Origin of the sequence: Streptococcus oralis subsp. dentisani, assembly GCF_007475365.1 — a bacterium.
Classification (GTDB): Bacteria; Bacillota; Bacilli; order Lactobacillales; family Streptococcaceae; genus Streptococcus; species Streptococcus mitis_AX.
Window position 1 is genome coordinate 725,263 of record NZ_CP034442.1, and the last position, 11,031, is coordinate 736,293.

Below are 11,031 nucleotides of genomic sequence, written 5' to 3' on the forward strand. Positions count from 1 at the left end.
TGGGCGGCGATTTCCAAAACTTTCTTCCTTCTATCTGTCTACAGAGGGTAGACCTTGCGAAACTCTTCCAAAACGACCTTGCTGTCAGGCGTAAAAGTTAGTCCTGCCTCTCTCAGCCAGTCAGCGAAACAGTCCTCATGAACCTGACGCCAATAGGCTAGGGATTTGTCACCTTCCCCTTCCTTAAAGGCATGGTCAGCAGAAACTTGATGAAAGGGCTGAACGGAAACCTTTGTAATTTCGACAATGCAGACAGCCTGATTTTGACTATCTAAAATGACGTCAAATGTCCCTTCTTGCGGTAGAGATTCGCCTTCTAATGCGTAGAGATCGTAGGCTGAGGCGGTTGCTGTCTTTTCGCCTTTTAAAACCAAATCTGCCAAGAGATCGGCTTCCACTCCAAAAGCCCAGGCATCTATCTCATCGCCGATAGAGGGGTTGATTTGCTTGTATGCTTTCCACATTTCTTGAGGTGTCATGGGTACTCCTTTTCATTTACTTTTTTATTTAAAGGGATAGAGTTGCTTAAATCCATTTATTAAAATATAGTCACGAAGAATTAAAATCATGCTTTGAATCTCATTATTAACTAAATCCCGATCGATTTCCAATTCATTGGAAAAAGTTTTTAAATACAATAAATGAAATAAGATTCCCATTCTTTTATTCATTTGCGAAACTTCATCCTTGGCTTTCTCTAACTCTGTTTGAAGAGAGTTTAATCTAAAACCTGTCAAAAAACGTTTGTGTACCTTTCTTTTCCCAAATACACTCACTTCATCACTATAATTTAATGCATAGAGAATCCTATCTCTTACTTGTGTTAGATATTTTTCTTCATCTATCAGAATAGCCAGTAAAGCAGAATTTTGCACAGGTTCCCAATAGCGATAATCACCGTCAAAGTTAACTTGAACCATTTTATCAATCATTGACTGAGCTAAAGCAGTATTATCGGACAGATACAAGATATAACTTAAGCGATTGAGAACATGCATAGCATCCATCTGAGTTTTTTTATTCTTTTTGGGGACCAGGTTTAAATACGATACTAACTCAGCATCGTTTTCAACCTCTTCGATTAGTTCTTTAACATTCATGTATCTACTCCTTTTAATACTTACAATAAGCCTTTACTCTATCCCATCATCTTTATTATATTCTATCATGCAGTTGACTGCATATTCTCCCCATTCCCAAAAGTCATTAAACTCTTCCCGTTGCTCCCAGCCTTCTGCAGCAAAGTCATGAATGAGTTGAACCCTATTGCTCTTTCCTATTTCAAAACAAGCAGTATCATCACAATCTCCTCTTTTAGCGAATGGAATCAACTTTCTTGTTGGATACCTTTCCTGCAACCCCTTGTACAGAGATAGCGCCCATTCTGAATCTAAAAAATACCAAATATCAAAATCAACTAAATTGAGTTCTACCATTTTTTTAAATGATTCAGGATACTGAAATATACTTTCATTCATTAAATAATTTTTCATCTCTCACCTTCCAATTTCTATAGCTTGTCATATCTAATTCTGGAAATCCTAGTAATTCAGACTTAACCTTCAAAACTAATGGCGATGCATTTTCTGTAGTAAGTTCTTCCAAATTCAACCAAAGTACATTTGCTGAATCATTACTTCCATCAAGAACCTCCTGAGGAATTGAATTTTGAGAGTGTTCAAAATCGAGTACTATATCATAAAAGGCCATGATATGATGTACTGCAAAGTCTTGCCCATCTTCTTGAACCAGCACATCATAAATCCTAGGATTAGCGTAACCCTTAAGCTTATATCCTGTCTCTTCCAAAACTTCTCTAATCAGAGTTTTCGTCAGTCCTTCACCAAGTTGCTGACTACCACCCGGTAGATCATAACGATGTTGATAAGGGCCTCTCGTTTTTTCAATGCAGAGAAGCTTCTCATTTTCAAAGCAAATGCCATAGACTCCAAAGTGATTTTTGATTTCCATCCAACTTCTCCTACTTCAAAGACCAACCACCATCAATCGTAATGATTTGTCCTTGCATGGCGCTTGCTTTTCCACTTGCTAAGAAAAAGCTAAGCTCTGCTACTTCCTCTGGATCAATCCAGCGCTTGATGGGCGTTTCACTAGCCACCCAGTCTGCCAACCCACCTGGCTCAAAATCCGCGGCGGTCATAGCTGTCTTAACAGCTCCTGGAGCGATACCAAAGACCTGAATACCTGCCTCTGCATAGTCTAGAGCCAACTGCTTGGTAAAGCCAGCCAAGGCGTGCTTAGACGAGGTATAGGCATGACCACCTCCGCCAGCTAGGCTTGAGGCAATCGAACACATATTGATAATAATTCCTTTTTTATTTTCTAGCATTTTTGTCAAATAATGTCGAGTTAGCTCAACAGGAGTTATGTAGTTGATTTCAAAAATCTCTTGAATTTCCCGCGCTGATTGTTCCAATAGGGGCTTATAAGCATCCAAAACTCCTGCAGTATTACACAAGACATCCACCTGAGGGCACCAGTCAAAAACAGGCTCTAAATCAAGAGTTAAATCTCTCTGTAAAAAGTGGAAATCACCGTCTAAGATTGGCTTTTCGACTTGATCCACACCGTAAACTTGATAGCCATTCTCTAAAAAGAGTCGAGCTTGAGCCAGACCGATCCCTAAACTCACTCCCGTGATCAATACACGTTTAGTCATGCACTTCTACCCAATCTGTCGCCAAAACATCACAAGGTGTCGGACTCCACATGGAAAAACCTTCCCCTTCTCCGGACACGTTGATTAGAAAATAGGGCGTCACTTCAAGTGCAACTCCGTTTTGTTCGATGGTGTCAAAAAGTTGGACATAGTTTTCAGCCCCTCCCCAACCAGTTCGTACATATTTTTTCTTAGCCTTTAATCCAGGCAGGATTTCTTCAAATGTCATGAGTGTCTCCTTTGTTGTCTACTTTTTTTATTATAACAAAAAATCGACAACCAATCTATCATGGTTCCCGATTTTGTTCTTCCCTAGTCTTTCCCACCAAGTTTGCTATTGATAGTCATCATGATACTGGCAATTTTCTCTCCCCAGTATGGGTCAGAAGCATAGCGTACATTCATACCAGAAGCCTTGTTTCCAAGATGGTCTCGTCCATAGTCAATGTAGTTCTCACGAATCCACTTAGCCGCGCCGAGGATCCCCTTATCCACATCATCAAATTTTTTGGCCGAGGTATATGGGCTCGAATCATAAGCTGCAATTCCAAAGAAGTTATTCTTATCCTTGGCAATCTGGCTCCGTCCCCAAGCACTCTCAAGTGCACTATGAGCCATTAAGTAAAGAGCATTCACACCATAGCGTTTCTCAGCTTCCTTAAAAATAGCACCCTTACCAGCGAGGCGACTATCCCGAATATTCATCAAAGAATAAACTTTATCCAATTCGGCTGCGCTGTAATTACTTGGTTTAGTCAAATTTCTAAAGAGGAAGGGATTTTCAATGGTAAAGCCATCAAAATGAATTCCATCAGTTGAATAATATTTCTTACCAATAGTCATAGCTGAGCTATGTGGCGCAACACGGAGACTTACATAAGGTGATAACTCATGGTAAAAATACTTGCCATCACTTGTATAATGAGGGACAAATTCACTATCTTTATCAATAGCTTCTAAATCACTTTTATTCATGAAGCCAGATAAACCAGAAACATTGACTGGTATTTGACTATCTTTTTTAGATTGGACATCTCCAAGTGAGACGATAGTTCCTTTGGATACATAACTCAATCTTTCACCAGAAGCGCTATAAATATAAGCAGTAATCGGTTTCACTTTGTAATATTTTGCCTCTGATATCCACTTCCCATTATTCTGGAAGGAATACTCTTTACCTTTGATCGTAAAAGTACCTGTTACATATCGACCATCATCTTTTAGATAGTACCAAGCATCGTAATCTTTGTCAAAAATCCATTCATTTTTGGCCATATAGCCACCTGATTTAAGGTAGTATGAACCAATCCATTCACGTGAAGCGTAGGTCCCACCTGACTTCAAGTAAAACCAGCTATTGTAGGATTTATCAAAAATCCACTCTTTTTCCGCCATAGCGCCACTATCTTTCAGATAATAGTCACTTTTCCACTGGCTACTTGCCATCACACCATCGCTATTGAAATAGTACCATGTTCCTTTTATTTTTTCCCATTTGTTGCGAGAAATCTTGCCTGAAGCTGTTGCATAGTACCACTTGTCAGATATTTTCACCCAATCATTTTCTGCCATGGCACCACTACCTTGGAAGAGATAGTCATTATAGATGGTGCGACTAAGCATGACACCATCCTTATCAAAGTAATACCAAGAACCTTCAATCTTTTCCCATTTGTCGCGAGAAATCTTGCCCGAAGCTGTTGCATAGTACCACTTGTCAGATATTTTTACCCAATCATTTTCTGCCATAGCACCGTTGCCTTTGACAAGGTAATCATCAATTATAGTATTACTGAGCATAATACCGTTTTTGTCAAAGTAATACCAGACGCCTTCAATCTTTTCCCATTTATTGCGAGAAATCTTGCCTGAAGCTGTTGCATAGTACCATTGGTCAGATATTTTCACCCAATCGTTTTCCGCCATAGCACCGTTACCTTTGACAAGGTAATCATCAACTATGGTATTACTGAGCATAATGCCATTTTTATCAAAGTAATACCAGACGTCACCAATTTTTTTCCAGTTTACGACAGGCTGGTTATTTTCATAAAAACGCCAGTTTCCTTGCTCTTTTTTCCAACCTTCCTTGATAACTTCCTCGATAACTTCCTCTTTTTTTTCCTTTTTGGATGAGTCATCTTTAGAAGAATTTTCCTCTTTTACAACCGGCTCTTTCTTGGGCTCCACTTGGGGAACTTCCTTTTTCGGAGTAGCTTCCTCTTTTTTCTCGACTACATCTGTGGTCTGAGTTTTTTTCGTAACCTGAGATTCTTCAGCATATACAGATGTCTTTGCAAATCCTGCCATAGAAAGAACGACAGTACTTGCAAGTAGTATCTTCTTCATTTTATTCTCCTCAGTAGAAAACTATCTACACTATTACTATTTTATAAACCTTATTGTAACATAGTTAACTAACGGAAATATTACAAATTGATGAAGATTCTATGTCTTGTTGACGATAAGGAAGACCTAGTTTATCTCAGACTGGCTTTAACTTCTCGACGGAGATTTTCCAAACTGCTAATGCCATATTTGTCCATGACTTTTGGCAGATTTTCGATGATATCAGGACAAGCATAAGGATTGGTAAAGTTAGCTGTTCCAACTCCGATAGCAGAGGCACCAGCCAGATACATTTCTAGCGCAGCTTTAGCCGAATCTACTCCTCCCATTCCAATAATGGGCAGGTCTGTTGTTTGGGCGACTTGGCGGATGAGTTTGAGGGCTACTGGAAAGACTGCTGGGCCTGACATCCCACCCGTTCCATTGGCCAAGATTGGCTTTCTGGTTTTGAGGTCAAAGCGCATACCGACTAGAGTATTGATCATGGTTAACCCACTTGCTCCTGCATCTTCTGCGGCTTTGGCGATGGTGACGATATCCGTTACACTAGGGGTTAACTTGACATAAACTGGCACATGGGAAGCTTCCACAGCCGCTTTTACCACTTCATAAGCTAGATCAGGGTCTTGCCCAATCAAAAGTCCATGATTGCCGTGATCCACATTGGGACAGGATATATTGAGCTCGATCGCTTTTACATTTGCTGCCTTCGAAATTCCTCGAGAAACGGCAGCGTACTCTTGTTTTGAAAAGCCTACAACATTGGCGATGATGGGAAGCGTAGGATATTCTCTTTCCAGCCAAGGCAACTTTTCAGATAAAACAGCTTCTAAACCCGGATTTTGCAAGCCGATTGCATTGAGCATACCAGCAGGTGTCTCTGCTACCCTAGGAGTTGGATTACCAAAACGGGGTTCAAGTGTCGTCGCCTTGATCATAATGGAGCCTAAAAGGTCTAAATCATAGTACTTGGCATACTCCTGACCAAAACCAAAACAGCCTGATGCTGGTATGATGGGATTTTTCAAGTCCAAGCCCGGTAGAGAAACTTGTAAACGATTTGTAGTCATGACTTTCTCCTTATAATACAACTGTTCCTGTACGGAAAACAGGGCCATCTTCACAGACGCGTTGGCTGACCGTCTCACTATCTGGCACTTTTAAGACACAGGCATAGCAGGCCCCCATTCCACAAGCCATACGAGATTCCAAAGATAGATAGGCTCTTGGGTGATCATGAAATCTTTGATTGATATACTTCATCATTCCTGGAGCTCCACATGAGTAGACGGCGTCAAACTGATTTTCTAAGTCATTGATGATGACTGACACATTTCCCTTAATGCCATAAGAACCATCATCGGTCGTTACAAAGACCTGACCATATTGGGCCAATTCCGTTTCGAGAATAACAGCATCCTTGTTAGCAAAACCGAGAACTGTTACTACTTTCACACCACGCGCATGCAATTCCTTGGCTACCTCGAGCAAGGGTGGAACACCAATCCCACCACCAACGAGGAGAACTCGGTTCTGGTCGTCCAAGTCAGACAAGTCAAAACCATTTCCCTGAGGCCCCATCACATCAAGAGTATCACCCTGACTTAATGTTGAAAAAATAGCAGTCCCAGACCCCTCTATCCGATAAATAAGATGACACTGCTTGTTTGCCTTGTCAATAGATGAAATTGAAATAGGACGGCGCAAGAGATGGGCATCATCAGGCACGCGCAGATGGAGAAATTGACCTGCTCGCATGGCTTCAACCATCTCCCCTTCTAGGACTAATTCAAAGATTGCCGGCGCGATTTCCTCCTGAGCAACCACCTTCATGGTTTCCAAACGAATGGTACCCAAACGCTTCTTACATGTGGGATTCATGACTTTTCCTCCTTAAATTTAAGGGGAGCAGATAAAGAAAAGGCCTTGCTAATGCAAGGCCTCAGTTGGGTTAGGCTAGAACTCATGCACACACTTAAAAAGTCTCCACAGAGAGTCCCCTATCCCTTTTATCTGACACCTTGTGAGTCTCTCTGGACTCCCCTTAAAGGTTAAATTTGTATTAGTATACTCTTTAGATGAAAAAAAGTCAAGTAGAAAACGAACATTCTACTTGACTTTACTGGATTATTTTTCACGAATGACTTCGACCTTGTAGCCGTCAGGATCCTTGACAAAGTAATAGTTTGGTGGGGTTCCTGGTAGGCCTTTGGGCTCTGTAACCTCATAGCCTTTGGCACTATGTTCTTGATGAAGAGCCTCAAGGTCAGGTGTGCTGAGGGCGATATGGGCAAAGCCATCTCCTACCACGTAAGGGCCGTGGTCATAGTTATAGGTCAATTCCAACTCGTAGTCATCACCCTCAAGTCCTAGATAGACAATGGTGAAGGCATAATCTGGAAAATCCTTGCGACGCAATTCTTTAAAACCAAAAGCATCTTGATAGAAGGCGATTGATTTTTCAAGGTTTTCTACTCGCAAGCAGGTGTGTAGCATTTTTGAAGCCATAGCTTTCTCCTTTATTTCTAAAAAGACTGGGACAATTCTGTTCCAGTCTTATCAATTATTATTTACCAAGTTTTGCTTTAGCTGCATCTGCAAGAGCTGTGAAAGCTGCTGCATCGTTAACAGCCAAGTCAGCAAGCATTTTACGGTTAACTTCGATTTCAGCCAATTTCAAACCATGCATCAATTGTGAGTAAGAAAGTCCGTTCATACGAGCTGCCGCATTGATACGAGTGATCCACAATTTACGGAAGTCACGTTTTTTCTGACGACGGTCACGGTATGCATAGTAGTAAGAGTTCATTACTTGTTCTTTTGCAGTACGGAACAAGATGTGTTTAGCTCCATAGTAACCTTTTGCTAATTTAAGAATACGTTTACGACGTTTGCGTGATACAACGCCACCTTTAACACGTGCCATGTTTTATTTCCTCCAAATATTTCCTAGAATTGTTTACTTACTGTTAGGCTATTATTTCAAGCGAGTAAGCATTGCTTTGATACGTTTGAAATCTCCTGAATGCACCATAGATGCTTTACGAAGATGACGACGTTGTTTCTTAGTTTTTCCGTGGAAACGGTGAGAAGTGTAAGCACGGAAACGTTTAAGTCCACCAGAACCTGTACGTTTGAAACGTTTAGCTGATGCGCGGTGTGTTTTTTGTTTTGGCATGATTTTTTCTCCTTTATTTAACTTTCTGACAACTATTTTTTGTCAGTTGCTGGCGCCAACTGCATGAACATTTGGCGTCCATCCATCTTAGCTCGTTGTTCGATGATGGCAATATCTTGTGTTGCTTCAGCAAACTCGGCTAAAACTTTTGCACCAATCTCTTTATGGGTGATCATACGCCCTTTAAAGCGAATAGATACCTTAACTTTATTTCCTTTTTCAAGGAATTTACGTGCATTGCGAAGTTTTGTGTCAAAGTCTCCCTTGTCAATAGTTGGACTCAGACGAACTTCTTTCACAGTAACAACACTTTGTTTTTTACGTTGTTCTTTTTGCTTTTTCTGGTACTCAAATTTGAACTTACCGTAGTCCATAATTTTAGCAACAGGCGGTTTTGCTTGGGGTTGAATCAATACTAAGTCAACATTTGCACTATCAGCCAATGCTTGCGCTTCGCTGAGTGGCTTGATGCCTAGCTGTTCTCCCTCAAGACCGATCAAGCGAACTTCACGTACACGAATTTCATCATTGATGAATAAGTCTTGCTTTGCTATGGTTTTCACCTCTTTTTTATTATTAGAGAAAAACAAGAGCGGGCTCGTAATGATACAAGCCCGCACGTTATGATAGCGTTTCTTAGAAACTTTTCATCCGTAGGGCCAGGCAACTTGATGTCACAAGGCGAGAAGCTCTCACTTCTGCTTTTCTCAACTTTTATATGATACCAAGTTTTCTAGCCCTTGTCAAGATAAAAAGTCATTTTTTCAAAAAATTTCTGTTTTCTTCTTGATGTCCGCATCAAAAAGAGAGAACCTAGTTGGTTCCCTCCCTGTGTTAGTTTTTTCCTCACCTTCCATATAGGAACGCTAAGACCTATTAAAAACTTCTTTTTTACGTGAACTTCCCCATCTTTCGATAAATAGAATCCCCACTAACAAAAGAATAATCAGGCAAGAAAGTAAGACAATACCCATGCTACAATTTAAATCTACATTATTAATCTGCTTAGGTAATCTTCCAGATAAAATCTCCACTGAACGCAAGTAAGTAAAGGGAATCAGATGTGCAATACTCTGAAGAGGCTGGATCGTTTGGATACCAAACAATAAGCCAACAATCCCGATGAGGGAAAGAAAGAGGACAGGCATTTTTTGCTTGAAAAAGTAAGCAATCAAGTAGACGACTTCCACAATGACAATAAAAGCCAAGAAAGTTAAGAGCAAACTAGGAAATAACACATCTTGTATCTTCCCAATAGTCACCTCTTGATTGGTTAAGCTATAGAACGGGTAGGGATAATCTAACTGTCCAAAACCACTTATCAGACTTCCCACTAGAAGAGAAAATCCACAGATTCCGATAAACAGCACGGTTACATAGCTCACCCCAACTCCAAGAGAAGACAAGGCAAATGTCACTTTTGAAAAAGGATACAACTGAGCTGTGTCGAGATTATTTTGATATCTTTCTGCGAACAGTTGTGTTAGCATAAAAATAATAGCAATCACAAACAAGGTTGGGATGATAGCCTCTAAAATCCAGAGAATCTGATCAATCCCGTGAGTCGGATAATCTAAATTGTGGGCTTTTATGTTCAAGGGATACAGGGCTTGGTAAGTCTTTCGTTCGCGGTCAACCGCCATTTTAAAGTCAGAGTCAGAAGTCGATTCCTTCGATACAATTTCATAACGCTTTTCCTCATCTTGCCACTGCAAATAGTAGGCTTCTTTCCAGCGTCCTTCTTTTAACAAAGCCACAATTTCTTTCTTTTGAGTCAAAAGATTTTTTTGTATGTCTAAATTTTCTTTAGCAAACTGATATTCCTCCGAGCTGGTGTCAGACATTTGGGAGAGTTTCTCTTCATTTTCATTGATAGCTCTCTCGTTGGCTGCAATACGAGTTTCCAACCGATTCTCCAAGCTGACTGAGTTTGCAGTCCGACTATTTAAATAAAAGGTAACACCGAGTACAGATGCAAATAAAAGTAAGATAATCCAGTTTAAGCGACTTTTGAAAACTTTCTTTAACAAAAATAGGCTAATATCTTTCATAACGGAACCTCTTCTATCTGCCCCTGACGAATGGTTACCATGCTATCGCAAATCTCCACCAACTCCTCTTTGTAGTGGGAACTCAAAAGAACCAGCTGTTCTTGTCTATTGATTTGTGCCAGCCTATCAAAAAACTTCTGTCGATAATATTCGTCTAAACCGTTTGTTACCTCATCCATGAGCCAGCATTTCGCCTGACTGAGGAAATACATGGCAATCACCAAGCGTTGCTTCATCCCTAAGGAATACTTACGAATAGGAAGGCTGATATAGTCAGACATTTCCCAATAGGCGATTTCATCACTCAAGTTCAGGCCTGACTTCCAGATGTTCTTTATGAGACGAAGGTAGTCCATCCCACTTAAGTTTCCATCCAGCCATTCAACACTCTCATAATAAAACAAAGAAGGAGAGGCTGCGATATGTCCACTACTAAGGGGAAGCAGCTTGCTAATAGCTCGGAACAGTGTCGTCTTTCCCGAGCCATTGATAGCAAGAAGGCCATAAATCCTACCCTTTTTAAAGGTGAAATCCGCATCTTGCAAGATGACTTGTCGCGTTTTTAAGGTAACATGAGTAAGAGTTAACATATCCAGCCCTCCTTTTTCTCAATTTTTAACGATTAATAGTTTCCTGTCTAGTAGTTAATGACCTCATAGCGAACATAATGCCAATCGGACCAACTTTATAGTCATTATAGAGTAATAAGCAGACCATCTTGAAATGTTTACACATTTTTATGTCTGTGGTGATTCATACTATACTTCCAAGCG

At 40.5% G+C, this 11,031-nt stretch carries 15 protein-coding genes and 1 other annotated feature; all 15 genes read right to left on the bottom strand.

All coding sequences use genetic code 11. The annotated features are described in order from the left end of the window. Positions 1 to 38: 38 nt before the first annotated feature. Entirely contained in the window at positions 39 to 479 is a 441-nt protein-coding gene (locus tag EJF26_RS03730; protein WP_000188803.1) for an ASCH domain-containing protein, read from the bottom strand. Between the two features lie 24 nt (positions 480 to 503). Next, complete coding sequence (locus EJF26_RS03735; protein WP_001101063.1) at positions 504 to 1,100, bottom strand: DUF6707 family protein; 597 nt, start codon at positions 1,098 to 1,100, stop codon at positions 504 to 506. 33 nt (positions 1,101 to 1,133) lie between these two features. Further along, entirely contained in the window at positions 1,134 to 1,493 is a 360-nt protein-coding gene (locus EJF26_RS03740) for a hypothetical protein (protein WP_000800853.1), read from the bottom strand. Next, the gene (locus EJF26_RS03745; protein WP_000403619.1) at positions 1,471 to 1,971 is read right to left on the bottom strand and encodes an NUDIX hydrolase; all 501 of its coding nucleotides are present in this window, start codon (positions 1,969 to 1,971) and stop codon (positions 1,471 to 1,473) included. Before EJF26_RS03745 ends, EJF26_RS03740 begins: the two co-directional genes overlap by 23 nt. A 10-nt stretch (positions 1,972 to 1,981) precedes the next feature. Beyond that, complete coding sequence (locus tag EJF26_RS03750) at positions 1,982 to 2,680, bottom strand: 3-oxoacyl-ACP reductase (RefSeq protein WP_000167098.1); 699 nt, start codon at positions 2,678 to 2,680, stop codon at positions 1,982 to 1,984. Then, the gene (locus EJF26_RS03755) at positions 2,673 to 2,909 is read right to left on the bottom strand and encodes a DUF2829 domain-containing protein (RefSeq protein ID WP_000141913.1); all 237 of its coding nucleotides are present in this window, start codon (positions 2,907 to 2,909) and stop codon (positions 2,673 to 2,675) included. Before EJF26_RS03755 ends, EJF26_RS03750 begins: the two co-directional genes overlap by 8 nt. 83 nt (positions 2,910 to 2,992) lie before the next feature. Further along, positions 2,993 to 5,029, bottom strand: a complete 2,037-nt coding sequence (locus EJF26_RS03760; protein WP_000722157.1) for a glucosaminidase domain-containing protein — start codon at positions 5,027 to 5,029, stop codon at positions 2,993 to 2,995. Between the two features lie 131 nt (positions 5,030 to 5,160). Then, on the bottom strand, positions 5,161 to 6,147 hold the full coding sequence (locus EJF26_RS03765) for a dihydroorotate dehydrogenase (protein WP_080563306.1): 987 nt from the start codon (positions 6,145 to 6,147) through the stop codon (positions 5,161 to 5,163). Next, complete coding sequence (locus EJF26_RS03770) at positions 6,110 to 6,910, bottom strand: dihydroorotate dehydrogenase electron transfer subunit (protein WP_001070096.1); 801 nt, start codon at positions 6,908 to 6,910, stop codon at positions 6,110 to 6,112. Before EJF26_RS03770 ends, EJF26_RS03765 begins: the two co-directional genes overlap by 38 nt. A gap of 246 nt (positions 6,911 to 7,156) precedes the next feature. Continuing rightward, on the bottom strand, positions 7,157 to 7,537 hold the full coding sequence (gene gloA, locus EJF26_RS03775) for a lactoylglutathione lyase (protein WP_000157143.1): 381 nt from the start codon (positions 7,535 to 7,537) through the stop codon (positions 7,157 to 7,159). A 58-nt stretch (positions 7,538 to 7,595) separates the two neighbouring features. Next, positions 7,596 to 7,955: a 50S ribosomal protein L20 gene (rplT, locus tag EJF26_RS03780; protein ID WP_000124834.1), complete on the bottom strand. Its 360-nt coding sequence runs from the start codon at positions 7,953 to 7,955 to the stop codon at positions 7,596 to 7,598. A gap of 51 nt (positions 7,956 to 8,006) precedes the next feature. Next, positions 8,007 to 8,207, bottom strand: a complete 201-nt coding sequence (gene rpmI / locus EJF26_RS03785; RefSeq protein WP_001125942.1) for a 50S ribosomal protein L35 — start codon at positions 8,205 to 8,207, stop codon at positions 8,007 to 8,009. Between the two features lie 32 nt (positions 8,208 to 8,239). After that, complete coding sequence (gene infC, locus EJF26_RS03790) at positions 8,240 to 8,770, bottom strand: translation initiation factor IF-3 (protein ID WP_000848184.1); 531 nt, start codon at positions 8,768 to 8,770, stop codon at positions 8,240 to 8,242. A gap of 15 nt (positions 8,771 to 8,785) precedes the next feature. Then, positions 8,786 to 8,917: a sequence feature (ribosomal protein L20 leader region), on the bottom strand. 156 nt (positions 8,918 to 9,073) lie between these two features. After that, positions 9,074 to 10,258 carry an ABC transporter permease gene (locus EJF26_RS03795; protein WP_000652065.1) on the bottom strand — a complete coding sequence of 395 codons (1,185 nt, stop codon included), beginning with the start codon at positions 10,256 to 10,258 and terminating at the stop codon, positions 9,074 to 9,076. Beyond that, positions 10,255 to 10,848 carry an ABC transporter ATP-binding protein gene (locus EJF26_RS03800; RefSeq protein WP_000956988.1) on the bottom strand — a complete coding sequence of 198 codons (594 nt, stop codon included), beginning with the start codon at positions 10,846 to 10,848 and terminating at the stop codon, positions 10,255 to 10,257. Before EJF26_RS03800 ends, EJF26_RS03795 begins: the two co-directional genes overlap by 4 nt. Positions 10,849 to 11,031 lie beyond the last annotated feature (183 nt).

What these genes read in the sequence shown, in the direction of transcription:
- EJF26_RS03730 (WP_000188803.1), bottom strand. Translation starts at nt 479, where the DNA reads ATGACACCTCAAGAAATGTGGAAAGCATACAAGCAAATCAACCCCTCT.
- EJF26_RS03735 (WP_001101063.1), bottom strand. Translation starts at nt 1,100, where the DNA reads ATGAATGTTAAAGAACTAATCGAAGAGGTTGAAAACGATGCTGAGTTA.
- EJF26_RS03740 (WP_000800853.1), bottom strand. Translation starts at nt 1,493, where the DNA reads ATGAAAAATTATTTAATGAATGAAAGTATATTTCAGTATCCTGAATCA.
- EJF26_RS03745 (WP_000403619.1), bottom strand. Translation starts at nt 1,971, where the DNA reads ATGGAAATCAAAAATCACTTTGGAGTCTATGGCATTTGCTTTGAAAAT.
- EJF26_RS03750 (WP_000167098.1), bottom strand. Translation starts at nt 2,680, where the DNA reads ATGACTAAACGTGTATTGATCACGGGAGTGAGTTTAGGGATCGGTCTG.
- EJF26_RS03755 (WP_000141913.1), bottom strand. Translation starts at nt 2,909, where the DNA reads ATGACATTTGAAGAAATCCTGCCTGGATTAAAGGCTAAGAAAAAATAT.
- EJF26_RS03760 (WP_000722157.1), bottom strand. Translation starts at nt 5,029, where the DNA reads ATGAAGAAGATACTACTTGCAAGTACTGTCGTTCTTTCTATGGCAGGA.
- EJF26_RS03765 (WP_080563306.1), bottom strand. Translation starts at nt 6,147, where the DNA reads ATGGCCCTGTTTTCCGTACAGGAACAGTTGTATTATAAGGAGAAAGTC.
- EJF26_RS03770 (WP_001070096.1), bottom strand. Translation starts at nt 6,910, where the DNA reads ATGAATCCCACATGTAAGAAGCGTTTGGGTACCATTCGTTTGGAAACC.
- gloA (WP_000157143.1), bottom strand. Translation starts at nt 7,537, where the DNA reads ATGGCTTCAAAAATGCTACACACCTGCTTGCGAGTAGAAAACCTTGAA.
- rplT (WP_000124834.1), bottom strand. Translation starts at nt 7,955, where the DNA reads ATGGCACGTGTTAAAGGTGGCGTTGTATCACGCAAACGTCGTAAACGT.
- rpmI (WP_001125942.1), bottom strand. Translation starts at nt 8,207, where the DNA reads ATGCCAAAACAAAAAACACACCGCGCATCAGCTAAACGTTTCAAACGT.
- EJF26_RS03795 (WP_000652065.1), bottom strand. Translation starts at nt 10,258, where the DNA reads ATGAAAGATATTAGCCTATTTTTGTTAAAGAAAGTTTTCAAAAGTCGC.
- EJF26_RS03800 (WP_000956988.1), bottom strand. Translation starts at nt 10,848, where the DNA reads ATGTTAACTCTTACTCATGTTACCTTAAAAACGCGACAAGTCATCTTG.